The organism is Streptomyces bugieae, assembly GCF_036352915.1.
Taxonomy (GTDB): domain Bacteria; phylum Actinomycetota; class Actinomycetes; order Streptomycetales; family Streptomycetaceae; genus Streptomyces; species Streptomyces endophytica.
This window is the reverse complement of the sequence record NZ_JAZBJP010000016.1, coordinates 63,287-88,853: the sequence shown is the minus strand read 5'-3', so window position 1 is coordinate 88,853 and position 25,567 is coordinate 63,287. Positions and strand designations below refer to the sequence as shown.

20 protein-coding genes are annotated in these 25,567 nt (G+C 71.4%); 8 read left to right on the top strand and 12 right to left on the bottom strand.

Annotated features, from left to right (window positions below; translation table 11 throughout):
• The first annotated feature begins 38 nt into the window (after positions 1-38).
• Both V2J85_RS23455 and V2J85_RS23450 read left to right on the top strand, forming a co-directional pair.
• On the top strand, positions 39-1,217 hold the full coding sequence (locus V2J85_RS23455; protein ID WP_330822643.1) for a UDP-N-acetylglucosamine--N-acetylmuramyl-(pentapeptide) pyrophosphoryl-undecaprenol N-acetylglucosamine transferase: 1,179 nt from the start codon (positions 39-41) through the stop codon (positions 1,215-1,217).
• Positions 1,214-2,242 (top strand): GDP-mannose 4,6-dehydratase, encoded by a 1,029-nt coding sequence (locus tag V2J85_RS23450; RefSeq protein ID WP_330822642.1) that lies wholly within the window; start codon positions 1,214-1,216, stop codon positions 2,240-2,242. The genes V2J85_RS23455 and V2J85_RS23450 overlap by 4 nt, the downstream gene beginning before the upstream one ends.
• 31 nt (positions 2,243-2,273) lie before the next feature.
• Here the strand turns inward: V2J85_RS23450 and V2J85_RS23445 are convergent, their stop codons facing one another.
• Positions 2,274-2,975, bottom strand: a complete 702-nt coding sequence (locus V2J85_RS23445) for a TetR/AcrR family transcriptional regulator (RefSeq protein ID WP_330822641.1) — start codon at positions 2,973-2,975, stop codon at positions 2,274-2,276.
• 340 nt (positions 2,976-3,315) lie between these two features.
• Here V2J85_RS23445 and V2J85_RS23440 point away from each other — a divergent pair, with 340 nt between their 5' ends.
• The 4 genes from V2J85_RS23440 (at position 3,316) to V2J85_RS23425 (ending at position 7,542) form a co-directional block, all read left to right on the top strand.
• Complete coding sequence (locus V2J85_RS23440; RefSeq protein ID WP_261955640.1) at positions 3,316-4,284, top strand: tetratricopeptide repeat protein; 969 nt, start codon at positions 3,316-3,318, stop codon at positions 4,282-4,284.
• 630 nt (positions 4,285-4,914) lie between these two features.
• Positions 4,915-5,532, top strand: a complete 618-nt coding sequence (locus V2J85_RS23435; RefSeq protein ID WP_030415642.1) for a DUF6230 family protein — start codon at positions 4,915-4,917, stop codon at positions 5,530-5,532.
• Positions 5,533-5,669: 137 nt separating this feature from the next.
• The gene (locus V2J85_RS23430) at positions 5,670-6,221 is read left to right on the top strand and encodes a DUF6114 domain-containing protein (RefSeq protein ID WP_261955639.1); all 552 of its coding nucleotides are present in this window, start codon (positions 5,670-5,672) and stop codon (positions 6,219-6,221) included.
• Between the two features lie 88 nt (positions 6,222-6,309).
• Complete coding sequence (locus tag V2J85_RS23425) at positions 6,310-7,542, top strand: hypothetical protein (protein WP_315975450.1); 1,233 nt, start codon at positions 6,310-6,312, stop codon at positions 7,540-7,542.
• A 101-nt stretch (positions 7,543-7,643) separates the two neighbouring features.
• Here the strand turns inward: V2J85_RS23425 and pyk are convergent, their stop codons facing one another.
• The 3 genes from pyk to pta form a co-directional block, all read right to left on the bottom strand.
• On the bottom strand, positions 7,644-9,071 hold the full coding sequence (gene pyk / locus V2J85_RS23420) for a pyruvate kinase (protein ID WP_261955638.1): 1,428 nt from the start codon (positions 9,069-9,071) through the stop codon (positions 7,644-7,646).
• Positions 9,072-9,132: 61 nt separating this feature from the next.
• Positions 9,133-10,344, bottom strand: a complete 1,212-nt coding sequence (locus V2J85_RS23415; protein ID WP_261955637.1) for an acetate kinase — start codon at positions 10,342-10,344, stop codon at positions 9,133-9,135.
• Positions 10,345-10,385: 41 nt separating this feature from the next.
• On the bottom strand, positions 10,386-12,479 hold the full coding sequence (gene pta, locus V2J85_RS23410) for a phosphate acetyltransferase (RefSeq protein ID WP_261955636.1): 2,094 nt from the start codon (positions 12,477-12,479) through the stop codon (positions 10,386-10,388).
• 232 nt (positions 12,480-12,711) lie between these two features.
• Here pta and V2J85_RS23405 point away from each other — a divergent pair, with 232 nt between their 5' ends.
• Positions 12,712-13,737, top strand: a complete 1,026-nt coding sequence (locus V2J85_RS23405; protein WP_261955635.1) for an ATP-dependent 6-phosphofructokinase — start codon at positions 12,712-12,714, stop codon at positions 13,735-13,737.
• A gap of 78 nt (positions 13,738-13,815) precedes the next feature.
• Here the strand turns inward: V2J85_RS23405 and V2J85_RS23400 are convergent, their stop codons facing one another.
• From V2J85_RS23400 to V2J85_RS23365, 8 genes are all read right to left on the bottom strand, one after another.
• A complete protein-coding gene (locus tag V2J85_RS23400; protein ID WP_261955634.1) occupies positions 13,816-16,368 on the bottom strand; it encodes an ABC transporter permease in 2,553 nt (850 codons plus the stop codon).
• A gap of 101 nt (positions 16,369-16,469) precedes the next feature.
• Positions 16,470-17,270 carry an ABC transporter ATP-binding protein gene (locus tag V2J85_RS23395; RefSeq protein WP_261955633.1) on the bottom strand — a complete coding sequence of 267 codons (801 nt, stop codon included), beginning with the start codon at positions 17,268-17,270 and terminating at the stop codon, positions 16,470-16,472.
• Positions 17,271-17,480: 210 nt separating this feature from the next.
• Positions 17,481-18,188 (bottom strand): helix-turn-helix domain-containing protein, encoded by a 708-nt coding sequence (locus V2J85_RS23390; protein WP_261955632.1) that lies wholly within the window; start codon positions 18,186-18,188, stop codon positions 17,481-17,483.
• A 155-nt stretch (positions 18,189-18,343) separates the two neighbouring features.
• Positions 18,344-19,180: a carbohydrate ABC transporter permease gene (locus V2J85_RS23385; protein WP_261955631.1), complete on the bottom strand. Its 837-nt coding sequence runs from the start codon at positions 19,178-19,180 to the stop codon at positions 18,344-18,346.
• A 4-nt stretch (positions 19,181-19,184) separates the two neighbouring features.
• Positions 19,185-20,105, bottom strand: a complete 921-nt coding sequence (locus V2J85_RS23380) for a carbohydrate ABC transporter permease (protein WP_261955630.1) — start codon at positions 20,103-20,105, stop codon at positions 19,185-19,187.
• Positions 20,102-21,466: an extracellular solute-binding protein gene (locus V2J85_RS23375; protein ID WP_261955629.1), complete on the bottom strand. Its 1,365-nt coding sequence runs from the start codon at positions 21,464-21,466 to the stop codon at positions 20,102-20,104. The genes V2J85_RS23380 and V2J85_RS23375 overlap by 4 nt, the downstream gene beginning before the upstream one ends.
• Before the next feature lie 77 nt (positions 21,467-21,543).
• Entirely contained in the window at positions 21,544-22,263 is a 720-nt protein-coding gene (locus tag V2J85_RS23370) for a response regulator (protein WP_261955628.1), read from the bottom strand.
• Positions 22,264-22,270: 7 nt separating this feature from the next.
• Complete coding sequence (locus V2J85_RS23365) at positions 22,271-23,929, bottom strand: sensor histidine kinase (protein WP_330822640.1); 1,659 nt, start codon at positions 23,927-23,929, stop codon at positions 22,271-22,273.
• Positions 23,930-24,104: 175 nt separating this feature from the next.
• Between V2J85_RS23365 and V2J85_RS23360 the strand changes: the two genes are divergently transcribed.
• Positions 24,105-25,520, top strand: a complete 1,416-nt coding sequence (locus V2J85_RS23360; RefSeq protein WP_330822639.1) for a cation:dicarboxylate symporter family transporter — start codon at positions 24,105-24,107, stop codon at positions 25,518-25,520.
• The last annotated feature ends 47 nt before the right edge of the window (positions 25,521-25,567 follow it).

Sequence of the window (25,567 nt, the reverse complement as noted above, 5' to 3'; positions counted from 1 at the left end):
TTAGAAGCTTCTTAGGGCACATGGCGAGCGTGGCGGCCATGCGCACACCACTCTCTGTCGTGATCGGGGCGGGTGGCACCGGCGGTCACATCTACCCCGGCCTCGCCCTCGCCGACGCGCTCCGCAGGGCCGTGCCCGATGCCGTGATCTCGTTCGTCGGGACCGAACGCGGGCTGGAGACACGGCTGATACCGCAGGCCGGGTACCGGCTGCACACCGTCGACATGATCCCCTTCGACCGCTCGCTCGGCGCCCGACGCTATCTGCTGCCGGCCGCGCTGCTGCGCTCGGGAGCCCAGTGCCGGACGATCCTCAAGGAACAGGGCGCCCAGGTGGCGGTCGGGATGGGCGGCTATCCGAGCGCCCCGGTGATCGTCGGGGCGCGGCTGGCCGGGCTGCCCAGCCTGATCCACGAATCCAACGCGGTGCCCGGCCGGGCGAACCGGTTCGCGGCCCGCCTGACCCCGCACCTCGCCCTCGCCTTCGACCGCAGCCGGCCGCATCTGGCGGGCGGGGAACGCGCCGAGACGGTCGGGATGCCGCTGGTGGGCCCGCTGGCCGGGCTGGACCGTACGGGGCTGCGGCCGGCCGCCCGGCGGGCGCTGGGCGTCCCGGACGGGGCCCGGCTGCTGCTGGTCAACGGCGGCAGCCTGGGCGCGGCCCGGCTGACCGAGGCGGCGGTGGGACTCGCCGCCCGGTACCGGACGCGTACCGATCTGCGGCTGCTGATCAAGACCGGCCCCGCCGCCCTGGAGGAGACCCGGGCCCTGCTGGCGGCGAACGGCGGGGCGGCGGTCGCCGAGGCCGTGCCCTATCTGGACCGGATGGACCTGGCGTACGCCGCGGCGGACCTCGTGGTGTGCCGGGCCGGTTCGGCGACCGTCGCCGAGCTGGCCACGATCGGGATGCCGGCGGTGCTGGTGCCGTATCCGCACGCGCCGGGCGACCACCAGACGCACAACGCGCGGGTGCTCTCCGACGCCGGGGCCGCGGTGCTGCTGCCTGACGGGGAGACCACGGCCGAGCGGCTGGACGCGCTGGTCACCCCGCTGCTGACGGACCCCGACCGGCTGGCCGCGATGGGTGCGGCCGCCGACCCCGGCACCCATGCGCACGCCGCGGACCTGCTGGCCGCCAAGACCCTGGCGCTGGCCGGCCGCCACCGCCACCTGACCACGCCCCTGGACGTCAACCCCCCTCTGAAGGAGTCAGCATGAGCAACAGCAACAGCAACAGCAACAGCAGCACTGGACGGCAGTGGGCCGGGCGGCGGGTCCTGGTCACCGGGGCCGAGGGCTTCATCGGTTCCGCCCTGGTCGACCTGCTCGTCGAGGCCGGCGCCGAGGTACGCGCCCTGGTCCACTACAAGCCGTACGCGGAGAAGGGCAATCTGGCGCGCTATCTGACGCCGGGCGGGCCGGTGGAGATGGTCGCGGGGGACGTGCGGGACGCGGGCCGGGTGGCGGACGCGGTCGCCGGCTGCGACACGGTCTTCCATCTGGCCGCGCTGATCGGGATCCCGTACAGCTACGACTCGCCGGGCGCGTACGTGCAGACCAATGTGGTGGGCACGGAGAACGTGGCGGAGGCCTGCCGGCGGCACGAGGTGCGGCGGCTGGTGCACACCTCCACCAGTGAGGTCTACGGGACCGCGCGGACCGCGCCGATCGCCGAGGACCACCCGCTGCAGCCGCAGTCGCCGTACTCCGCCTCGAAGATCGGCGCGGACATGATGGCGCTGTCGCACTGGCACGCCTTCGAGCTGCCGGTGACGGTGGTCCGGCCGTTCAACACCTACGGTCCCCGGCAGTCCGCGCGGGCCGTGATCCCCACGATCCTGGCCCAACTGCACGCGGGCGCCCGGCAGATCAGGCTCGGCTCGCTCACCCCGACCCGGGACTTCACCTACGTCACGGACACCGCGGCCGGGTTCCTGGCGCTGGCCGACTGCGACCGGGCGCTGGGGCAGGTGGTCAACCTCGGCACCGGGCGGGAGATCGCGATCGGCGCGCTCGCCGAGGCGCTGATCACGGCCTCGGGGCGGGACGCGGAGGTGGTGGTCGATCCGGCGCGGCTGCGGCCCTCCGGCAGCGAGGTGGAGCGGCTGCTTTCGGACAACTCCCGGGCGCGGGAATGGGCGGGTTGGCGGCCGGAGGTCTCCTTGGAGGAGGGGCTGAAGCGGACCTCGGCGTGGGTCGCCGAGCATCTGCACCTCTTCGCGGCCGACCGTTACCAGGTCTGATCCGCGTCCCGCTGCCGGCGGGCGTCCTCTGCTACCGGGCGTCGTCGTGTTCCCTGGCCCCGGCGGGCCGGCCGGTCTGCCCGTCCAGCCCGGTCTGCCCGTCCAGGCCGGCCAGTCCGCCGAGGAAGAGGGCGGTGAAGTCCCGGCCCCAGTCGGCGTCCACGGGTTCGCCGCTGACCAGGGTGCGGTGCACGATCGCGCCGGCGATCACGTCGAAGATCAGGTCCATGGTGCGGGCGGCGGTCCGCGCGCCGTCCTCGCCGGGGGTGTCGGCCGGCAGCTCGCCGCGTTCCTGGGCGCGCGCCCGGCCCAGCAGGACCAGGCGCTTCTGGCGGTCGACGATGGCCGAGCGGATCCGTTCGTGCAGCGCCTCGTCGGTGGTGGACTCGGCGACCACGGCCATCAGGGCCGTCTTGGTCTCGGGCCGGGCGAGCAGCGCGCCGAACTGCAGCACCACGCCCTCGATGTCGGCCCGCAGGCAGCCCCGGTCGGGGAGTTCGAGCTCGTCGAAGAGGACCGCCACGGCGTCCACGACGAGCTCGTTCTTGTTCGCCCAGCGGCGGTAGAGCGTCGTCTTGGCGACTCCGGCGCGGGTCGCCACCGCGCTCATGGTCAGCCCTCCCCAGCCGAGGTCGACGAGTGCGGCACGGGTGGCGCTGAGGATCGCGTGGTCGGTCTCGGCGCTGCGCGGGCGGCCCGTGCGGCCCTTCCTCGGGCTGGCGGAGTGGTGCATGCGGGCGACCATACCGGCCAGTACGGGCCGGGGCGGGGCGCCTCGTGAGGGAGATCACGGAGCGCGGGGCCGGAACCGGTTGTTGCGCAGGGGCGACGGCGAGTTACGCTACGACCCGTAGCGTAAGACTGGCATCCCTCCTCCGGATGCGGAGCCGTCTTGAGCGACAACCACCGGCCTGGGTGGGGACCCGAGGCCGCACGTACGGCCGTTGCGGCCGACCGCAGTACCGCGCACCACCCCGGCTGTCCGGCAGCCGGAAACGCTGACCACGTCGATCGACCGCACCGCTTTCCGGATCGCTTTCCGGAACGGACCGCCCAGGGGGGAGGATGGACCCATGCAGCCACGCAATATGTCCATGAGCGGAGTCGTCGACCTCGCAGCGGTGAAGGCGGCCGGGGAAGCGAAGCAGAAGGCGGAGCAGGCACGCGCCGAGGCCGCCCGTACGGGCCGGGCGCCGGCCGGCGGGGCCCGCCTGGTGTACGACGTCGACGAGGCCGGGTTCCAGCAGGACGTCCTGCAGCGCTCCACCGAGGTCCCGGTGGTCATCGACTTCTGGGCCGAGTGGTGCGAGCCGTGCAAGCAGCTGGGTCCGCTGCTGGAGCGCCTCGCGAACGAGTACGCCGGCGCCTTCGTCCTGGCGAAGATCGACGTCGACGCCAACCAGATGCTGTTCCAGCAGTTCGGGGTGCAGGGCATCCCGGCGGTCTTCGCGGTGGTCGCCGGACAGCCGATCCCGCTGTTCCAGGGCGCGGCCCCGGAGGCGCAGATCCGGCAGGTGCTGGACCAGCTGGTGCAGGCCGCCGAGCAGCAGTTCGGCATCGTCGGCGCACAGGTCGACCCGCAGGCCGCGGCCGAGGAGACGGCCCCCGCCGCGCCCGCGCCGGGTCCGTACGACGCGGTGCTGGAGGCCGCCAGTCAGGCGCTGGACGCCGGTGATCTGGGCGGCGCCATCCAGGCGTACAAGAACGTCCTCTCCGACGACCCGGCCAACCCGGAGGCCAAGCTCGGCCTCGCGCAGGCCGAACTCCTGCACCGGGTGCAGGACCTGGACCCGCAGGCGGTGCGCAAGGAGGCCGCGGACAACCCGGCCGACGTGCCGGCGCAGATCCGCGCCGCGGACCTGGACCTGGTCGGCGGGCACGTCGAGGACGCCTTCGGCCGGCTGGTCGAGACGGTGCGGCGGACCGCCGGGGACGACCGGGAGGCCGCGCGGCTCCGGCTGTTGGAGCTGTTCGAGGTCATCGGTGCGGAGGACCCGCGGGTGACGGCGGCGCGTACCGCGCTCGCCCGGGTGCTGTTCTGACCCGCTGTCCTACGAGGCGTCCGGTTCTGACCAGGCGTCCGCTTCTGACCTGTACGCCCTTCGCACGTTGACCAAACAAACGAAGCAGCGGCCACGTTTTACCTAAACTTGGTAAACGTGGCCGCTGTTACTTGGAGTAAGTCAAAGCGACCCCCTTGCGGCACTGTGTCCGCAATTGCGCGATGTCTCTTCGCGGTGAGTGGCGACCGTGTGTGTCGGGGTGATGTCGGTCGGTCGCCACGTGGTTATCAGCCCGTTACCCGCAAGTAACGAGCCCCTTGTGCACGGGCCGTGAATGGACCACGATCGGCCACGCTCGGTCCATTCCCGCAGCCCGGCATCCGGTCGGCGCGACGGGGCACTTGGGTCCCCACCGAGTGGTCGGCGGCAGTGGCGCCGGCCGTGGACAGGGGGGTCTCTGCCCCTTCGGCAGAGCCTGTCCAGGAGGTTGCGCGAGAGCGTGGCCAGTGGTTGTCGCTCGGGGGTGATCGCCGGTATTCGGAAACACGATGTGCCTCCGAGAACAGGCGCTCTCCTTCCCGAGGACGTAGCACTTCTCCCATCCCAGGTACCGCCGCCCCAACTCGGGCGGCAGATACCGGAGATGTACGTCCGAGAAGGAGGAAAGTCATGGAGTCCCTGGCTCGTGGCGGGACCAGATGGAAGCGGTTCGCCGTCGTCATGGTGCCGAGCGTGGCGGCGACCGCCGCGATCGGTGTCGCCCTGTCGCAGGGTGCCCTTGCGGCGTCGTTCAGCGTGTCCGGCCAGCAGTTCAAGGTCACGACGGACCGTCTGGACGGCACCGGCTTCGTCCAGTACGGAGCCATTGACGCCCAGAAGGGCGGCAAGGCTGTCCCGGTGGCGGTCTCGGCGTTCTCCAACGCCAAGATCAAGAACCTGTGCCAGTCGGTGGTCGTTCCGGTCCCGGTCTTCGGCGATGTGTCGCTGAAGCTGTCGGCCGGTGGTGGCAGCACGCCGGTGGAGGCGAAGAACCTCTACATCGACCTGGACCAGCTGGACGCGGACGCGACCTTCAACAACATCAACATCGGTGTTGCTGCGGGATCGACGTCCAAGGGCCCCGGCATTCAGAAGGGTGACAAGACCGACCCGGGCTCGTTCGCCCAGGAGGCCGACTCGGCCGTGCTCACCCACGTCAAGCAGACGGCGTGGGCCACGACGGCCGGCACCTTCAAGCTCAGCGGCCTGAAGATGAGCGTCGCCAAGGGCAAGAACGAGTGCTACTGACGCACTGAGCGTACGGGCGCGGGGCCTTGAGTCAGTGCGGCGGCCCACGCCGTTCCCCGTGCCCGTACGCCGGGTAGCGCTTGGTAGACAACTCAGCTCAGAACCACCGATTTGCCAGTCCCGAGGAGCTGTACGACATGAGCGCCGAAACGCGACCACGGCTGATCGAGTCCGTCGGCCGGAAGCGGATTTCGTTCCGGGAGTGGCGCGGACACCGCCCGTTCTGGGGCGGCATGCTGACTCTGCTGGCCGGCCTCCCGATCATGTACATCCCTTACGCGAATCTCACGATCGGTTCCCTGACCGTCCGCATGGCCACCACCGCCGGCGCCGGCTCGCTGATCATCGGTGTGCTGCTGGTCGTGCTCGGTCTGACCATGTGGTTCCAGCCGGCCTCGCGGGTCTTCGCCGGTGTGGCGGCGATCCTGCTGGCCCTGGTCTCGCTGGTCGTCTCGAACTTCGGCGCCTTCCTGATCGGTTTCCTGCTGGGGCTGATCGGCGGTGCTCTGGGAGTCGCCTGGGCGCCGGGCGGGCCGGAGAAGAGCGGGGACGACGCGGAGGAACCGGTCCGCAACGTCGCCGGGCCGGTGGTCGCGACGGACCCCGCCCGTGGGTCGGGCAACGGACTGGACGACCTGTCAGGAACGAGCCCGATCAATGGAACGAACGGGAGGCACCGTGCCGGGTGACGAGCTGCATGAGGAGAACGCAGCCGCCGGGGCGAGAACCGGGCCGAGGCACGCGGCGCCGAAAAAGCCGCTGCTGACTCGGCTCCACGTGCCCGCGGGCAAGGCGATCGCGATCGCCGCCATGCCGTCCGCCGTCCTCATGGGCATGGGGCTGACGCCCCAGATGGCGATCGCCAAGCCGGCGCCGCCCAAGAGCCCCTTCAAGGACGGTCCGTGCGTCACTGCTCCGGACAAGGTGGACGGACAGGACGGCAAGAAGGCCAAGGCCGGCGCGAAGGACAAGAAGGACGGCGGACAGGCGAAGGGCGACAGCACGTCGTCCACCAAGCCCTCCGCGGAGCCCTCTGCCTCGCCGTCGCCCTCGGCCGGCAAGCAAGCGGACAAGACACCCGAGGCCACGCCGTCCGGCTCCGCCTCGAAGACCGACGAGCCCTCGGGCTCCGCGACCCCGTCGCCGTCGGCCTCCGAGGGGACGAAGGACGACGGGGGTCTGCTGGGCGGGATCGGCGACGCGCTCGGCGGTCTCCTCGGCGGCGGCTCGTCGGACGACGGCAAGGCGTCCGCCTCGCCGAGCACGACTCCGTCCCCCTCGTCGTCGGCCTCGCCGTCGAAGGAGTCCACGTCCGGCGATGCGGCCAAGGACACCGCGTCCGCCGCGGACAAGGCCACCAACCCGGTCAAGGACACCGTCGACGGCCTCACGGGCGGCGCCAAGAAGGCCGGTGACGCCCTCGGGAACGGGTCGAAGACGGTCAACGACGCCGTGCACGGCGCGGTGGGCACGGCCGACAACGCCCTGCCCGGCGGCGGTCTGGACGGCAAGGACGCCGACGGCAAGAAGTCGTACCCCTGCGTCGTCGAGAACAAGCAGAAGGGCAAGGACGAGCAGACGCCCGTCACGCTGCCCGACGACCCCTGGCACCTGGAGTCCAGCGGTCTGACCCTGCGCGGTCTCGACTACGAGGGCGTCGTCAACGTCACCACGCAGAACGGCCACACCAAGCAGGCCCTGAAGTTCACCGCGGACAGCGTGGACATCGGCGACCTGCACCAGATCGTGGACGACAAGGCGTCCGGCAAGCACTACCACGTCCGGTCGACCCCGCACTCCAAGTCCACGATCCGCGGCGGCAAGGTGACCATGTACACCGAGCGGCTGCAGGCCAACCTCTTCGGGCTGATCCCGATCGTCTTCGATCCGGAGCACCCGCCGCCGCTCAACATCCCGTACGCGTACTTCACCAAGGTGAAGCTCGACCAGGCGGGCCAGTTCGGCGGCAACCTCACCGTCCCGGGCATGAACGTGTCCATCGAGGACTGACCGGAGCACCACCCGGCCGGAGCTTTCCGGGAGCCGCGGAAACGGCGGTGGGGCGCCCCTCTCGAGAGGGGCGCCCCACCGCCGTTTCGTCGTACGGGGCGTCAGCCGCGCCCGCCGCCGAGGTGGTGCACCCGGACCATGTTGGTGGTGCCGGGGACGCCGGGGGGCGAACCCGCGGTGATGATCATGGTGTCGCCCTCGCTGTAGCGCTGGAGCTTGAGCAGCTCGGCGTCCACCAGGTCGACCATGGCGTCGGTGTTGTCGACGTGCTCCACCACGAAGCTGTCCACGCCCCAGCTCAGCGTGAGCTGGTTGCGGGTGGAGACGTCGGTGGTGAAGGCCAGGATGGGCTGGACCGCGCGGTAGCGGGACAGCCGGCGGGCGGTGTCACCGGACTTGGTGAAGGCCACCAGCGCCTTGCCGTTGAGGAAGTCGGCCATCTCGGCGGCCGCCCGGGCCACCGAACCGCCCTGCGTGCGCGGCTTCTTGCCGGGCACCAGCGGCTGCAGGCCCTTGGAGAGCAGCTCCTCCTCGGCCGCCTCGACGATCTTCGACATCGTCTTGACGGTCTCGATCGGGTACTGGCCGACCGAGGACTCCGCGGAGAGCATGACCGCGTCGGCGCCGTCGAGGATGGCGTTGGCGACGTCGGACGCCTCGGCGCGGGTCGGCCGGGAGTTGGTGATCATCGACTCCATCATCTGGGTCGCGACGATCACCGGCTTGGCGTTCCGCCGGCACAGCTCCACCAGGCGCTTCTGCACCATCGGGACCTTCTCCAGCGGGTACTCCACCGCCAGGTCACCACGGGCGACCATGACGGCGTCGAAGGCCATCACGACCTCCTCCATGTTGGCCACCGCCTGCGGCTTCTCCACCTTGGCGATGACCGGCACCCGGCGGCCCACCTCGTCCATGACGCGGTGCACGTCCTGGACGTCCTTGGCGTCCCGGACGAAGGACAGCGCGACCATGTCGCAGCCCATCCGCAGGGCGAACTTCAGGTCCTCGATGTCCTTCTCGGACAGCGCGGGGACGTTCACCGCGGCGCCGGGCAGGTTGATGCCCTTGTGGTCGGAGATGACCCCGCCCTCGATGACGATGGTGCGCACCTGCGGGCCGTCGACCTCGATGACCTGGAGGGCGACGTTGCCGTCGTTGATCAGGACCGGGTCGCCCTTGGAGACGTCACCGGGCAGGCCCTTGTAGGTGGTGCCGCAGATGGTCTTGTCGCCGGGCACGTCCTCGGTGGTGATGACGAACTCGTCGCCGCGCACCAGCTCCACCGGGCCGTCGGCGAAGGTCTCCAGGCGGATCTTGGGGCCCTGGAGGTCGGCCAGCACGCCGATGGCGCGGCCGGTCTCCTCCTGGGCCTTGCGGAGTCGGTGGTACCGCTCCTCGTGCTCCGAGTGGGTCCCGTGGCTCATGTTGAAACGGGCCACATTCATACCGGCCTCGATCAGCGTCTTCAGCTGCTCGAAGGAGTCGACGGCGGGGCCCAGGGTGCAGACGATTTTGGAACGGCGCATGGCTTGGATCCTATCGGTTTGTTTCAGAGCGGAATATTCCGGTAGGCGAAAACACCAACGTCTAGGCGTTGACCAGGGCGTATGTCTGCTGGGCGATCTCCAGTTCCTCGTCGGTGGGCACCACGGCGACCGCGACCCGGGCGTAGTCCGGCGAGATCAGCCGCGGCTCGCCGGAGCGGACGGCGTTCAGCGAGGCGTCCACGGCCAGGCCCATCTCCGCAAGGCCCGCGACGGCGGCCTCGCGCACCGGGGCGGCGTTCTCCCCGACGCCCGCGGTGAAGGCCACCGCGTCGACCTTGCCGAGCACCGCGCTGTAGGCGCCGATGTACTTCTTCAGCCGGTGGATGTAGATGTCGAAGGCGAGCCGGGCCCGCTCGTCGCCCTCGTCGATCCGGCGGCGGATCTCCCGCATGTCGTTGTCGCCGCACAGCCCGACCAGCCCGCTCTTCTTGTTGAGCAGCGCGTCGATCTCGTCCGTCGACATCCCCGCCACCCGCTTGAGGTGGAAGGTCACGGCCGGGTCGATGTCGCCGGACCGGGTGCCCATGACCAGCCCCTCCAGCGGCGTCAGGCCCATCGAGGTGTCCACGCAGCGGCCGCCGGCCACCGCCGAGGCGGAGGCGCCGTTGCCCAGGTGCAGCACGATGACGTTGACCTCGGAGGGGTCCTTGCCCAGCAGCTCGGCGGTCTTGCGGGAGACGTACGCGTGCGAGGTGCCGTGGAAGCCGTAGCGGCGGATCCGGTGGGCGTCGGCGGTCGCCACGTCGATGGCGTAACGGGCCGCGTGCTCCGGCATCGTGGTGTGGAAGGCGGTGTCGAAGACGGCAACCTGCGGCAGGTCGGGGCGGAGCGCTCGGGCGGTCCGGATGCCGGTGATGTTCGCCGGGTTGTGCAGCGGGGCGACCGGCACCAGCCGCTCGATCTCCGTCAGGACCGCGTCGTCGATCACGGTCGGCGCGGTGAACTTCAGCCCGCCGTGCACCACCCGGTGCCCGATCGCGGCCAGCTCGGGGGAGTCCAGGCCGAGCCCGTCGGCGGCCAGCTCCGCGGCGACGGCCTTCAGCGCGGCCTCGTGGTCGGCTATCGCGCCCTCGGTCTCGCGCTTCTCCCCGCCGGACGCCAGCGGCGTGTGCACCAGGCGCGAGGTCTCCTCGCCGATCCGCTCGACGAGCCCGACGGCGAGCCGGGTGCTGCTCGCCATGTCGAGCAGCTGGTACTTCACCGACGAGGAGCCGGAGTTGAGGACGAGGACGCGGGTGGCGGTGGCAGACATCTGGTGCTTTCCGGTGGGTGGCGGGGAGGGGCTTGGCGGGGTCAGGCGGTGTGTCCGGCGCCGGGCCGGGCGCCCTGTGCCTGGATGGCGGTGATGGCGACGGTGTTGACGATGTCCTGGACCAGCGCACCGCGCGAGAGGTCGTTGACCGGCTTGCGCAGGCCCTGCAGGACCGGGCCGACGGCGACCGCACCGGCCGAGCGCTGCACGGCCTTGTAGGTGTTGTTGCCGGTGTTGAGGTCCGGGAAGATCAGCACGGTCGCCTTGCCGGCCACGTCGGACTCCGGGAGCTTGGTCCGCGCGACCGCCGCGTCCACCGCCGCGTCGTACTGGATCGGGCCCTCGACCTTGAGGTCCGGGCGGAGTTCGCGGACCAGCTCGGTGGCCTTGCGGACCTTGTCGACGTCCGCGCCGGAGCCGGACGTGCCGGTGGAGTACGACAGCATCGCGATCCGCGGCTCGACGCCGAACTGGGCCGCGGTGGTGGCCGACTGGATGGCGATGTCGGCCAGCTGCTCGGCGTTCGGGTCCGGGTTGACCGCGCAGTCGCCGTAGACCAGCACCCGGTCGGCCAGGCACATGAAGAACACCGACGAGACGATCTGCGCGTTCGGCTTGGTCTTGATGACCTCGAAGGCCGGGCGGATGGTCGCCGCGGTGGAGTGCGCCGCACCGGAGACCATGCCGTCGGCCAGGCCCTCCTGGACCATCAGCGTGCCGAAGTAGGAGACGTCGGCGACCACGTCGTAGGCCAGCTCGTAGCTGACGCCCTTGTGGGCGCGGACCTTGGCGTACAGCTCGGCGAACCGCTCGCGGAGCTCGGAGGTCTGGGGGTCGATGATCTGGGCGGCCGCCAGGTCGATGGCCAGGTCGGCGGCGCGCTTGCGGATCGCCTCCTCCTCGCCCAGCAGCGTCAGGTCGCACACGTCGCGGCGCAGCAGCACATCGGCGGCGCGCAGCACCCGCTCCTCGGTGCCCTCGGGGAGGACCACCCGGCGGCGGCCGGAGCGGGAGCGCTCGATCAGCTCGTGCTCGAACATCATCGGGGTGACCCGGCCGGAGCGGGCCACCGAGATCCGGTTGGTCAGCTCGACGGTGTCCACGTGCCGCTCGAAGAGGCCCAGCGCGGTCTCCGCCTTGCGCGGCGAGGCGGCGTTGAGCTTGCCCTCGATGGCGAACAGCTCGCCGGCGGTCGGGAAGGAGCCGCCCGGTACGGAGACCACCGGGGTGCCGGGGGCGAGCCGGCCGGCCAGCGCCATGATGTCGGGGCCGGGCCGCTCGTCGAGGGTGAGCAGCACACCGGCGATCGGCGGGGCCCCGGCGCTGTGCGCGGCGAGCGAGCCGATGACCAGGTCGGCCCGGTCCCCGGGGGTCACCACGAGGCAGCCGGGGGTGAGGGCCTTGAGGAAGGTCGGCAGCATGGCGCCGCCGAAGACGAAGTCGCGGGCGTCCCGGGCCAGGCCGGAGTCGTCGCCCAGGAGTATCTCGGCGCCGAGGGTGTGCACGATCTGGCCGACGGTCGGGGCGGAGAGCGAGCCGTCCTCGGGAAGCGCGTAGCAGGGCACCGGCAGGCGGGCGGCGAGCCGCTCGACGACCGCCTCGCGCAGCTCGGGGGCCACCCGGTTGACGATCACGGAGACCACGTCGCAGCCGAGCGACTGGAAGGCGCGGTAGGCGTTGCGGGCCTCGGCGCGGACCGACTCGGCCTCCTGGCCCTGGCCGCCGACGACGGCGATCAGCGAGGCGCCGAACTCGTTGGCGAGCCGGGCGTTCAGGCTCAGCTCGTCGGGCAGGCTGGTGTCGGCGTAGTCCGAGCCGAGGACCAGGACGTACTCGTAGTCGCGGGCCACCGCGTGGAAGCGGTCGACGAGCCGGGAGACCAGCTCGTCGGTGCCGCGCTCGGCCTGGAGCGTGGCGGCCTCGTCGTAGGCCATGCCGTACCCGGTCTCGGGGGACTGGGAGAGCCGGTAGCGGGCCCGCAGCAGGTCGAAGAGGCGGTCCGGTCCGTCGTGGACCAGCGGGCGGAAGACCCCCACCCGGTCGACGTGGCGGGTCAGGAGCTCCATGACTCCCAGCTCCACGACCTGACGGCCGTCGCCGCGGTCGATACCGGTCACGTATACGCTGCGCGTCACGCGTGCTCTCCGATCCATTCCGTTGGTCGCAAGGTCAAAATTGGCCGTTATGGTGGGCTTGCCCCTCTTGACAATACCTGCGCGTGTGGCTAGGTCGCTCTTCCAGTTTCCCTTGAGGGGGCCGGGCGGGGACAGTAGGGGTGGGGTCGATGTGTGAGGCCGGGACCCGTCGGGCCCGTGAAACAATCGGACCGGCTCAGGAACCCACAGCGAGCACAGGAGACACAGCACGATGCGTATCGGAGTCCTCACCGCAGGCGGCGACTGCCCCGGCCTGAACGCTGTGATCCGGTCCGTCGTCCACCGCGCCCTCACCGGCCACGGCGACGAGGTCATAGGTTTCGAGGACGGCTTCGCCGGCCTGCTCGACGGCCGCTTCCGCAAGCTGGACCTGGAGGCGGTCAGCGGCATCCTCGCCCGCGGCGGCACCATCCTCGGCTCCTCCCGGCTGGAGCGCGCCCGGCTGCGCGAGGCCTGCGAGGACGCCAAGGACCACTCCAAGGACTACGGCATCGATGTCCTGATCCCGATCGGCGGCGAGGGCACCCTCACCGCGGCCCGGATGCTGTCGGACGCCGGACTGCCCGTCGTCGGCGTCCCCAAAACCATCGACAACGACATCTCCTCCACCGACCGCACTTTCGGCTTCGACACCGCCGTCGGCGTGGCGACCGAGGCCATCGACCGCCTCAAGACCACCGCGGAGTCCCACCAGCGGGTCATGGTCGTCGAGGTGATGGGCCGGCACGCCGGCTGGATCGCGCTGGAGTCCGGGATGGCCGGCGGCGCCCACGCCATCTGCCTGCCCGAGCGCCCCTTCGACCCGGCCGACCTGTGCACGATGGTCGAGGAGCGGTTCTCCCGCGGCAAGAAGTTCGCGGTCATCTGCGTCGCCGAGGGCGCACACCCGGCGCCGGGGTCCATGGACTACGGCAAGGGCGCCATCGACCAGTTCGGCCACGAGCGCTTCCAGGGCATCGGCACCGCCCTCGCCCGCGAACTGGAGCACCGCCTCGGCAAGGAGGCCCGGCCGGTCATCCTCGGTCACGTCCAGCGCGGCGGTACCCCGACCGCGTACGACCGGGTGCTCGCCACCCGCTTCGGCTGGCACGCCGTCGAGGCCGCACACCGCGGTGACTTCGGCAAGATGACCGCCCTGCGCGGCACGGACATCACGATGGTGCCGCTGGCCGACGCGATCACCGAGCTCAAGACAGTGCCGGGGTGGCGGATGGACGAGGCCGAGTCGGTCTTCTGAGCCCCGGGCCCCACCGCGTACGACGGCGGCGCGCCTCCCCTCGGTCGAGGGAGGGCGCGCCGCCGTTCGTCCGCGCGGTCACTGCGCGCCGATCGCCTCCAGCATGTTCAGCCGGGCGGCCCGGCGGGCCGGCCACAGCGCGGCCAGCACCCCCACGACCAGCGCGATCAGCAGGAACAGCCCGAGCCTGCCCCAGGGCAGCAGCAGCTGGTAGGTGGGGAGGCCGTGGCCGAGCATGGTGCCGGCGGCCCAGGAGAGGAAGATCCCCAGGCCGATTCCCAGGCCCGCGCCGAACAGCGCGATGACCACCGACTCCAGCCGGACCATCTGCTTGATCCCGCTGCGGGCCAGTCCGATCGCCCGCAGCATCCCGATCTCCCGGGTCCGCTCGAAGACCGACATGGCGAGGGTGTTGACGACACCCACCACCGCGATGACGACGGACATGCCCAGCAGCCCGTAGGAGATGTAGAGCACCGTGTTGATGTTCTCCGCGCTCGCCTTGCGCAGGTCGGCGCGGTCCTGGACCTTCAGCAGCGGACTGTCGCCGAGCGCGTGCCGGATCGGGGCCACCAGCCCGTCCGTGCGGCCGTCCTGGGCCTTGACCAGCAGCTCGTCGTTCAGCGGCCGGTCCAGGTGCGGATCGACCACTGAGGTGGCGCCGATCGAGTCGCCGAGCACCTCGTTGTCCGCGTAGATGCCGGTGATCCGCAGCTTCGTCTTCTTGTTGTCGCGGAACGTGGCGTCCAGGGTGTCGCCGGGGTGCCAGCCCTTCTTCTTGGCCATGTCCTGGGAGACCGCGATGCCGTCGGTTCCGGTGTGCGGCAACGAGCCGCTGACGAAGTCCAGTTGGGCGACCTTGCCGATCGTGGTGAGGTCGGTGCCGATCAGGCTCATGGAGTAAGTGGTCGACCCGATGCCCGTGCGGCGCAGCGGAGCCATCGCCTCGACGCCGGGGAGGTCCGCCACCTTCTGCGACAGCGCGGTGTCCAGGCCGGTGTACGTCGAGGTGCTGACCTTGAGGTCGGCCGTCAGCCCCTTGGCCGCCATCTCGTCCATGGCCTGCTGCGTGGAGATCCCGACGACCGTCATGCCGGTCATCAGGGTGAGGCCGATCATCAGCGCCGAGGCGGTCGCCGCCGTACGGCGGGGGTTGCGCAGCGCGTTCTCCTTGGCCAGCTTGCCGCTGACGCCGAACAGCCGGGTGGTGACGACGCCCGCCAGCGAGACCAGGGGCCGCGACAGCAGCGGCGCGAGGATGATGACGCCGGTCAGCGTCACCATGGAGCCCGCCATCGCGGTCGTCAGGTCGTCGACGGACGTCAGGGTGCGGACGTAGAGCATGATCGCGACACCGATGCCGGTGATGACCGCGCCGAGGGAGTTGCGGATCACCAGGCTGCGCGGCGCCGGCGGCGCCTCGACGGTGTTGAGCGCTTCCACCGGGGCGATCTTCGCGGCCTTGCGGGACGGCAGCCAGGCGGCCAGTACGGTCACCACGACGCCCACGCCGAGTGCGGAGAGCACCGCGGTCGGGCTGATGACGACCGGTCCGTTCGGGAAGCCCGCGCCGTTGGCGTTGAGCACCGCCCGCAGGCTCACCGCGAGCCCCAGGCCCAGCGCGAAACCGACGGCCGAGGAGATCAGCCCCAGCAGGGCCGCCTCGGCGAGGACCGAGCGGACCACCTGCCGGCGGGAGGCGCCGACCGCGCGCAGCAGGGCGATCTCCCGGCTGCGCTGGGAGATCAGCATGGTGAAGGTGTTGGCGATGATGAAGACACCGACGAACAGCGCGATCCCGGCGAAGGTCAGCAGCGTCTGGGTCAGGGAATTGTTCTTCTCGGCGATCATCGTGGACTGCGTGGCGGCGAGCGTGGCACCGCTGGTCGCCTCGGCGCGGTCCTTGGGCAGGATCCCGCGGACCTTCGCGGTCAGGGCCTGCTGATCGGCGCCGGGCGCGGCGCCCACCACCAGCTCGTCGAACTGACCGGGGTGCAGATACAGCTTCTGTGCAGTCGCGGTGTCGAAGAGCGCGAGGCTGCCGCCCGCGGTCACCTGCGGATCGTCGGTGGTCACGATGCCGACCAGCTTCTTGGTCAGCGCCGGGCCGTCGGTGGCGAACTTCACGGAGTCGCCGAGCTTGTGGCCGGACGCCTTCGCGGTGGCCTCGTCCAGCGCGATCTCGTTCGCGGCGGCCGGTCCGCGGCCCTGCTTCAGCGGGTAGCGGGGGTCGTGGCCGTCCTTGTCCGGCTGGAAGTTGACGGCGAGGTTCTGCCAGCCGTCGCCGATCGGTGCGCCGTCCGGGCCGGCGAGGGTGGCCGTGCCGGTGACGTTGCGCCGCACGGACGTCACGCCGGGCAGGGCACCGATGCGGTCGGCCAGCTTGTCGTCGAGGAGGGTGGCCCGTTTGCCGTCCTTGCCGGTGACCGGCGCGTTGTCCGCGGGGACGTCCTGAACGGAGACGGCCACCCCGTCGAGGTTCCTGGCGGAGGCCTTCTTGATGGCCCCGCCGACGGTGTCACTGAAGATGAGGGTGCCGGCGACGAAGGCGACGCCGAGCAGCACCGCGAGCGCGGTCATCATCAATCGGGCTTTGTGCGCAAGGAGGTTGCGCAGGGCGGTACGCAGCATGGTGGTGGTGTCTGTCCTGGTCCGGTGGCGGGGGAGGAAGGGCTGCGCCCGGAGGCGCGGCTGGGGCGGGACGGGCCCGCGTCGGCTGGTCCGGCCCTCGGCTAGCTGGTCCGGCCCTTGGCGTCGAACAGCCGCATCCGGTCGAGCACCGCGTCCGCGGTCGGCTCGTGCAGCTCCTCGACGATCCGGCCGTCGGCCAGGAAGACCACCCGGTCCGCGTAGCCGGCCGCGACCGGGTCGTGGGTGACCATCACCACCGTCTGCTCCATCGCCCGCACCGACTCGCGCAGGAAGCCCAGGACTTCGGCGCCGGAGCGGGAGTCGAGGTTGCCGGTCGGCTCGTCGGCGAAGATGATCTCCGGCCGGGCGGCCAGCGCCCGGGCCACCGCGACCCGCTGCTGCTGGCCGCCGGAGAGCTGGGCCGGCCGGTGCGCCAGCCGTCCGCCCAGCCCGACGGTCTCGATGACCGCGCTGACCCACTCCCGGTCGGGCTTGCGGCCCGCGATGTCCATGGGGAGGGTGATGTTCTCCAGCGCGGTGAGCGTGGGCAGCAGGTTGAACGCCTGGAAGATGAAGCCGATCTTGTCGCGGCGCAGCCGGGTCAGCTGCTTGTCGTTGAGCGAGCCCAGCTCCACGTCCCCTATGCGGGCCGAACCGCCGGAGATCTTGTCCAGGCCCGCCATGCAGTGCATCAGCGTGGACTTGCCGGAGCCGGACGGGCCCATGATCGCGGTGAACCGGGCCTTGCCGAAGTCCACGGAGACGGAGTCCAGCGCCACCACCCGGGTTTCCCCCTGGCCGTAGACCTTGCTCAGGTCGGTGGCGCGGGCGGCGACGGCGCCGGCGGTGCGGGTGGGTGCGGACGAGCCGGGAAGGCCCGGGAAGGCGGCCGGGTGGGACACGGGGACTCCTGGAAGGGGACGGGAAATTCGACCTCCCCATTCTCGAAGGCGCAGGTCAGCCTGGTCGTCGGCCCCAGGGACGGAAAGCCGGACCGATCGGAAGGGTGACATCGGCCCCCGGAGTCCACCTCTGGGGGGACGGCCGTACGACCTGGGACCGACGGGATCCCTCAGGGTCGCTCGCGCGCTGCCGGGCGCCGGGGCGCGCGGTCAGGGCAGATCGCCGACCCGTGCCCAGAACTCGGCCAGGATGCCGTCGAGGAAGGCGCGCCCCGCCTCGCCCGACTCCCCGGTCCCGTCGCCGCCGCCCCAGTTGAGCGTAGCCGCCATCGACGCCTGGTAGTCGGCGTGCAGCGCCTGCAGAACCTCCTGGATCCGCTGCTTGGGCACCGGGACGAGCTTGCCGACCGGCCGGACGTACGCCTGCCAGCGGGTGGTGGCCGCGCTGGTCAGCAGCTCGGAGAGCTTGGCGTCCTGGCCGGTGAAGCGGAGCAGCGCGGGCAGCGGCAGGTCCAGCGTCTCGGCCAGCGCGGCGGCCTGCCGCTCGCTGCCGCCCCACTTCCCGCCCGCCTCCAGACGCTCGTACCCGGCCGGGTCCATGCCGATCCGCAGGGCGAGCGCGTCCGGTGCCAGGCCGGCCGCGAGGCGGTACTCGCGCAGGGTGCCGGGGGCGCCGAGCAGTTCGCCGGGCGCGCACCACAGGGCGCCGGCGAGCGCGGTCAGTTCGGATTCCGTAGGAGCGCTTTCCCCCAATTCCCAGGACGCCACCGTGGCCGGGGAGACCGGAATTCCATAAGCGGCGCGAATTCCGTAGGCGACATGGGCAGGGGTCATGCCGAGGGCCTCGCGGAGCCGGCGGGCGGCGGTGGCGTCGAAAGGGGGCCTGCGCGGCTCCCCGGCGTGCGTGTTCACCGGCACACGGTAAGTGACGATGTGGCTTCGCACCTATCGTGTGGAAACCCAAGGATGGAAGTCGTAGGAACCTCCTAGCCGGTCGGCTTTTCTCGGCCGGGGCGTGAAGATTTCCGGCCGATCGGTCGCTCACCAGCACCGACCGGCCCACCTCTCCTTCACTACCCCTTCACGGCGCCGCCCAGCGCGAAACCCCCGCCGAGTCGCCGGGAAATGAGGACGTACAGCAGCACGACCGGTGTCGAGTAAAGGAGGGAGAATGCCGCGAGTTCGCCGAACGCGATGGCCCCGTAATTGCCGAAGAAATTGAAAATGCTGACCGAGGCGGGCAGTTGCTCCGGGGAGAGCAGCAGCATGAACGGCACGAAGAAATTGCCCCACATCATGATGAAGGTGTAGATGGCGACCACCGCGAGTCCGGGTCCCATCAGCGGCAGGATCACCCGCAGCAGGGTCTGCCACCACGACGCGCCGTCGGTCCACGCCGCCTCCTCCAGGGCCCGCGGCACCCCGTCCATGAAGTTCTTCATCAGCCAGACGGCGAACGGGAGTTGGGCCGCGGCCAGGAACAGCGCGGTGCCGTAGCGGGTGTCGATCAGGTTGATCTGTACGAACAGCCCGTACACCGGCACCATCACCGCGGTGATCGGCAGACACGTCGAGAACAGGATGGTCAGCAGGTACGGGCGGGCGAAGCGGGAGCGGAAGCGGGACAGCGGATAGGCGGCCAGCGCCGCGCAGACCACCGTGAGCAGGGTGGCGCCGCCGCAGATCAGCAGGCTGTTGAGCATCGGCGTGAAGGTGATCTCGTCGGTCAGCACCGCCGAGAAGTTCTCCAGCGTCGGGGACGCCGGCGGCCGCACCCGCAGCGTGGCGTGCGCGTCCAGCGACGCCAGCACCAGCCACAGCAGCGGAACGGCGAACGCCACCGCGACGACCAGCAGCCCGGCGTCGGCGGCCAGCCGGCGGACGACCCGCCGGGGGAGGGGCAGCGGCACCGCGTCAGACCTCCTCGCGCATCAGGCGCAGCCAGCCGGCCGCGAACACCGCGCCCACCAGCAGCAACAGCAGTGCCACCGCGGTGCCGTAGCCGATCAGCGACTTCAGGAACGCCTGGTCGTACATGAACACCGGCAGCGTCTGGCTGCGGTTGCCCGGGCCGCCCCGGGTCATCGCCCAGATCAGCCCGAAGACGGAGAGCGTCTGCAGGGTGTTGAGCATCAGGTTCGTGCCGATGGAACGGCGGATCATCGGCAGCGTGATGTGCCACAGCCGGCGCAGCCCGCCCGCGCCGTCCACCTCGGCGGACTCGGTGACCTCCGGCGGGATGTCGGACAGCGCCGCGGAGTAGATCAGCATCGAGAACGCCGTACCGCGCCAGACGTTGGCGAACGACACCGCCAGGATCGGCAGCGTGAACAGCCAGTTCTGGGTGGGCAGATGGAGCCAGGAGAGCACCGCGTTCAGGGTGCCGCGCCGCTCGAAGAACGTGTACAGCAGGAAGCCGGCGACGATCTCCGGGAGCACCCAGGCGGTGATCACCACGGCACCGGTCAGCACCCGCACGGGACGCGAGGCGCGCCGCATCAGACCGGCCAGCGCCAGGCCGAGGGTGTTCTGCCCGAGGATCGAGGAGACCACCGTGAACACCAGCGTCAGCACCACCGCGTTGCGGAAGCCCGGATCGCCGAAGGCGTGCCGGAAGTTGGCCAGGCCCACGAAGGACGCCGACTCCTGACCGGTCAGCTGGGTGTCGGTGAAGGCGAGGTAGACGCAGTAGGCGATCGGGCCGGCCAGGAAGAGCAGCAGCAGGACGGTGGCCGGGAGGAGCGGCGACCAGCGCAGCAACCGGGTGCGGACCGGGACGGCCCGCGGCGTACGGGCGCGGGCGGCGGTCCGGGCGCCGGCGACGGTGCCGGTCATGGCCGGGCGACGGTCCGGCCGTCCACGATCGACCCGAGGCCCTCGTCGTAGTCCTTGGCCGCCTCGGCCGGCGAGGAGTCATCGGCGGTGACCGCCTCCATCGCCTCCCCGATCGCCGCCGCGACCTTCGGGTACTCGGGCAGCGCGGGACGGAAGCGGCTGACCTTCACCAGCGAGGTGAAGAAGCCGATGCCGGGGACGGACTTCAGATAGCGCGGATCGGTCGCGACGTCCTTGCGCACCGAGATCTGCGCGCCCCGTACGCACCACTCCAGCGCGTTCGCCTTCGACTGGAAGGTCTGGATCAACTTCCAGGCCAGATCGGGCTGTTGGGCCCGCTGCGGCACCGACCAGGTCCAGCCGCCGGCCAGGCTCACCGTGCCCGGCGGGCCACCGTGCCGGGTGGGGAACGGCGCCTGGCCCAGCGTCGTCGACCACTGCGGCCAGGGGTTGCCGCCGCCGGTCTTCTGCCACTGCTGGCCCAGCCACGAGCCGTCCAGATCGATCGCCAGCTTCTCCTCGGGGAGAAGCTCGGCGGCCACATTGGTCTGGATGTTGGGGCTGAGCGCGTCGGAGACCTCGGGGCCGAGCCCCTCCTTGTAGACGGTGTCGATGAAGGTCAGGCTGTCCCGGAAGCCCTTGCTGCCGGTGACCCACTTCTTGGCCGCCGGGTCGTACAGCGGGTCCCGCCCCGTGCCGTACAGCAGCATCTCGAAGCCCTGCATCACGGCCGCCTCGCCGGCGCCCTTGCCGGTGAAGACGTTCAGCGGGATCACCCCGGGGACCTTCTTCTTGATCGTCCGGGCCGCGGCCAGCACCTCGTCCCAGGTCCTCGGCCGCCAGTTCGCCGGCAGCCCGGCGCGGCGGAAGATCTTCTTGTTGAACCACAGGCCGCGGGTGTCCGTACCGTCCGGGACGCCGTACGTCTTACCGTCCTGCCCCCGGGCCGCGGCCTTCGCGGCCGGCTCGAACTGCCGCCAGTCGGCCCACGACTTCACCTGCGCGTCCAGCGGCCGCAGCAGCCCCGCCTTGATGTCGGAGTTGACCAGGAAGGTGTCCTCGTAGACCAGGTCGGGGGCGGTCCTGGGGGAGCGCATCATCTGCTGGATCTTGGCGTAGTAGTCGTTCTCCGACGCCTGGATCGGGATCAGCCGGACCTTCTTGCCCGGGTTGTTCTTCTCGAACTGCCGGGCCACCAGGCGTATGTAGTCGTCCCGCACCGTGACCTTGGCGTTGGTGTCCTTGATGAAGGCCACCTTGACGGTGTCCTTGTCGCTCCCGGACCCGCTGCCGCAGCCGGTGAGCGTCCCGGCGGCGACGGCGGCGGCGACGAGCAGAATCAGCGGAGCGGTGGGACGCACGGCAGACCTCCTGCGGGACCACGGCCAACTCACCACGGGTTGCTGCCCGCTGAACGTAAGTCACCGATCACAGCGGGTCAATGGCCCGACCAGCGGTAGCGCAATTCGGGCCGGCCGACCTGGCCGTACTGCGGCGCGCGGACCGCCCGGCCGCCGTCCACCAGATGCTCCAGATAGCGGCGCGCGGTGATCCGGGAAATGCCCACGTCGGCGGCGGCCTCGGCGGCGGTCAGCCCGCGCTCGGCGGCCCGCAGCACATCGGTCACCGCCCGCAGGGTGGCCGCGGTGAGCCCCTTGGGCAGCGCGGCCGGCCGCGGGGCGCGCAGCGCGGCGATCGCCCGGTCCACCTCGTCCTGCCCGCTGGCCTCCCCGCTCGTGGCGCGGAACTCGGCGTACCGGGTGAGCCGGTCCCGCAGCGTGGCGAAGGTGAACGGCTTCAGTACGTACTGCACCACCCCCAGCGAGACGCCCTCCCGGACCATCGCCAGATCGCGGGCCGAGGTGACCGCGATGATGTCGGCCCCGTGCCCGGCCGCGCGCAGCGTCCGCACCAGCTGCAGCCCGTGCCCGTCGGGCAGATACAGGTCCAGCAGCAGCAGATCGACCGGGTGCTGGTCGAGGTGGCGGCGGGCGTCGCCCATGGAGTGCGCGGTGCCGGACACGGTGAAGCCGGGCACCCGCCCGACGTACAGGGCGTGCGCGTCGGCGGCCACCGGATCGTCCTCGACGACCAGCACCCGGATGTCCAAGGGGCTCACCGCCGCCCACCTCCCTCGGCCGGGCCGGCCGGCCCGCATGCCCTGCTCATACCGTCGCCCCCGTCCGCAGCGGCAGCCGCACGGTGAACCGCGCGCCGCCCTCCGCCGCCCGTTCCAGCGTCACGGTGCCGCCGTTGCGCCGCACCGCCTGCCGTACCAGCGCCAGCCCCAGCCCCCGGCCGGCCGCGCCCTGCTTGGTGCTCCAGCCCCGCCGGAAGATCTCCTCGGCGGCCTCCGCGGCCACCCCCGGCCCGTTGTCCGCCACCCGCAGCAGCAGCTCGCCGCCGTCCGCGTGGGCGGTGACCCGCACCTGCGGCGGCTCGGCCGGGGCGTGCTCCGGGCCCGGGGCCGCCGCGTCGATGGCGTTGTCGAGGAGGTTGCCCAGCATCGTCACCAGGTCCCGGGCCGGCAGCCCGGGCGGCAGCACCCCGTCGTCGATCCGGCTGTCCGGCGTCAGGGTCAGCTCCACCCCGCGCTCGTTGGCCTGGGCGGCCTTGCCCAGCAGCAGCGCGGCCAGCACCGGTTCGGCGACCGCCCCGACGACCTGGTCGGTCAGCGCCTGCGCCAGTTCCAGCTCGGCGGTGGCGAACGTGACCGCCTCCTCGGCCCGGCCCAGTTCGATCAGCGAGACCACGGTGTGCAGCCGGTTGGCGGCCTCGTGCGCCTGCGACCGCAGCGCCTCGGCGAAGCCCCGCACCGAGTCCAGCTCACCGGAGAGCGCCTGGAGTTCGGTGTGGTCCCGCAGGGTGACGACGCTGCCGTGCTGCTCGCCGCCGGAGACCGGCGCGGAGTTGACCACCAGCACCCGGTCGCGGGTCAGATGCAGCTCGTCGACCCGCGGCCCGGGCTCCCGCAGTGCCTCGGTCAGCGGCTCCGGCAGCCCCAGCTCGGTCACCGCCCGGCCCACCGCGTCCCCGGACAGGCCCAGCAGCTCCCGCCCGCCGTCGTTGATCAGCGCGACCCGGCGCCGCCCGTCCAGCATCAGCAGCCCCTCGCGCACGGCGTGCAGCGCCGCCTGGTGGTAGTCGTGCATCCGGCCGAGCTCCTGGGCGTTCATGCCGTGGGTGTGGCGGCGCAGCCGGGCGTTGATCACGTACGTGCCGGCACCGCCCAGCACCAGCGCCGCCGCGGCCACCCCGACCACCGCGAGCACCTGCTCGCGCAGCTGCCGGCTGATCGTCTTGATCGTGATCCCCGAGCTGACCAGCGCGGTGATCCGGCCGCCGGCCCGCGGATCGCGGACCGGGGCGACCACCCGTACGGACGGGCCGAGCACCCCCATGTGCGTCTCCGGGAAGATCCGGCCGTGCAGCGCCGGCCCGATGTGCCCCAGGTACTTCTGCCCGATCGCGGACGGCTCCGGATGCGTCCAGCGGGTCCCGTCCGGAGCCATCACCACCACGAAGTCCACCCCCGCGTCGCGCCGCAGCCGCTCGGCGTACGGCTGGAGCGCGGCCGTCGGGTCCTCGGTGCGGGCCGCCGCCACCACGGCCGGGGAATCGGCCACGGCGGTCGCGGCCGCGGTCGCCTGCCGCTGCGCCGTCTCCTCCGCCTGCCGCCCGGCACTGAGGTACGCGAACACGGCGCAGCCCACGACGACCACCGCGACCAGCACCACCTGCATGGCGAAGAGCTGGCCGGCCAGGCTGCGGGGACCGCGCAGCCGGCCGGGCCACCGGGGCCCGCGGGGTCGGGGGAGTCGCATACGGAACAGTCTGCCGGGTCACTTTTACGTGAACGAAATGTACGTAAGGGTGACGGGCGCCACAGTGGGCCTGCATAGTCGCCGGGACTCATCGTGCGCCGAGCCTCCCCAGTGCCTGAACGGCCTGGGTGGTGCCCCAGATCAGGCGCAGGACCGTAGACCCGAGGAGGCAGCCGTGGCTGCACAGACCCCGCCGTCCGGGGTGACCACCGAGGAAGCCGCGCCGGCGAAGCGGGACCGGACCCACTTCCTCTACATCGCCGTGATCGGGGCGGTGCTCCTCGGCATCATCGTGGGCTTCGCCGCCCCCGGTGTCGCCGTCGAGCTCAAGCCGCTCGGTACCGGGTTCGTGAACCTGATCAAGATGATGATCTCGCCGGTCATCTTCTGCACCATCGTGCTGGGCGTCGGCTCGGTCCGTAAGGCCGCCAAGGTCGGCGCGGTGGGCGGACTGGCCCTCGGCTACTTCATGGTGATGTCGACCGTCGCGCTGGCCATCGGCCTGGTCGTCGGGAACGTCCTGGAGCCCGGCTCCGGGCTGCACCTGACCGAATCCGTGCGGCACGCGGGCCACGCGCAGACCTCCGGCAGCGCCGAATCGCTGCCCGAGTTCCTGCTCGGCATGATCCCCACCACCCTGGTCTCCGCCTTCACCCAGGGCGAGGTGCTGCAGACGCTGCTGGTGGCGCTGCTGGTCGGCTTCGGACTGCAGGCGCTGGGCTCGGCGGGCGAGCCGGTGCTGCGCGGCGTCGGACACCTGCAGAAGCTGGTCTTCCGGGTGCTGGCCATGATCATGTGGGCGGCGCCGGTGGGTGCCTTCGGCGCGATCGCGGCGGTGGTCGGCGAGACCGGCCTGGACGCGCTGAAGTCGCTGGCCATCATCATGGTCGGCTTCTACGTCACCTGTCTGCTGTTCGTGATCGTGGTGCTCGGCGCGCTGCTCCGGCTGGTCGCCGGGGTCAACATCTTCCTGCTGCTGAAGTACCTCGCCCGGGAGTTCCTGCTGATCCTGTCGACGTCCTCCTCGGAGTCGGCGCTGCCCCGGCTGATCGCGAAGATGGAGCACCTCGGCGTCAGCAAGCCGGTGGTCGGCATCACCGTCCCGACCGGCTACAGCTTCAACCTCGACGGCACCGCGATCTACCTGACGATGTCCTCGCTGTTCGTGGCCGAGGCGATGGGCAAGCCGCTCGCGCTCGGACAGCAGATCTCGCTGCTGGTCTTCATGATCATCGCGTCCAAGGGGGCCGCCGGCGTCACCGGCGCGGGCCTGGCCACGCTGGCCGGCGGGCTGCAGTCGCACCGCCCCGAACTGGTCGACGGCGTCGGCCTGATCGTCGGCATCGACCGCTTCATGAGCGAGGCCCGGGCGCTGACCAACTTCGCCGGCAACGCGGTCGCCACCGTGCTCATCGGGACCTGGACCAAGGAGATCGACCAGGCCCGGGCGGCCGAGGTGCTGGCCGGCCGGATCCCGTTCGACGAGAAGACGCTGTCCGTCGACGCGCACGGCCCGGCCGCGGACCCGGCGCCGCCGGCCACGGTCGCCGGCCCCCGGGACGGCGGGGCGAAGGAGTCCGCCACGGTCTGATCCACGGCCGCAGCAGGGGCGAAGGGGCGGACGCCGGTCGCGGCGCC

What these genes read in the sequence shown, in the direction of transcription:
- V2J85_RS23455 (WP_330822643.1), top strand. Translation starts at nt 39, where the DNA reads ATGCGCACACCACTCTCTGTCGTGATCGGGGCGGGTGGCACCGGCGGT.
- V2J85_RS23450 (WP_330822642.1), top strand. Translation starts at nt 1,214, where the DNA reads ATGAGCAACAGCAACAGCAACAGCAACAGCAGCACTGGACGGCAGTGG.
- V2J85_RS23445 (WP_330822641.1), bottom strand. Translation starts at nt 2,975, where the DNA reads ATGCACCACTCCGCCAGCCCGAGGAAGGGCCGCACGGGCCGCCCGCGC.
- V2J85_RS23440 (WP_261955640.1), top strand. Translation starts at nt 3,316, where the DNA reads ATGCAGCCACGCAATATGTCCATGAGCGGAGTCGTCGACCTCGCAGCG.
- V2J85_RS23435 (WP_030415642.1), top strand. Translation starts at nt 4,915, where the DNA reads ATGGAGTCCCTGGCTCGTGGCGGGACCAGATGGAAGCGGTTCGCCGTC.
- V2J85_RS23430 (WP_261955639.1), top strand. Translation starts at nt 5,670, where the DNA reads ATGAGCGCCGAAACGCGACCACGGCTGATCGAGTCCGTCGGCCGGAAG.
- pyk (WP_261955638.1), bottom strand. Translation starts at nt 9,071, where the DNA reads ATGCGCCGTTCCAAAATCGTCTGCACCCTGGGCCCCGCCGTCGACTCC.
- V2J85_RS23415 (WP_261955637.1), bottom strand. Translation starts at nt 10,344, where the DNA reads ATGTCTGCCACCGCCACCCGCGTCCTCGTCCTCAACTCCGGCTCCTCG.
- V2J85_RS23405 (WP_261955635.1), top strand. Translation starts at nt 12,712, where the DNA reads ATGCGTATCGGAGTCCTCACCGCAGGCGGCGACTGCCCCGGCCTGAAC.
- V2J85_RS23400 (WP_261955634.1), bottom strand. Translation starts at nt 16,368, where the DNA reads ATGCTGCGTACCGCCCTGCGCAACCTCCTTGCGCACAAAGCCCGATTG.
- V2J85_RS23380 (WP_261955630.1), bottom strand. Translation starts at nt 20,105, where the DNA reads ATGACCGGCACCGTCGCCGGCGCCCGGACCGCCGCCCGCGCCCGTACG.
- V2J85_RS23370 (WP_261955628.1), bottom strand. Translation starts at nt 22,263, where the DNA reads ATGCGGGCCGGCCGGCCCGGCCGAGGGAGGTGGGCGGCGGTGAGCCCC.
- V2J85_RS23365 (WP_330822640.1), bottom strand. Translation starts at nt 23,929, where the DNA reads ATGCGACTCCCCCGACCCCGCGGGCCCCGGTGGCCCGGCCGGCTGCGC.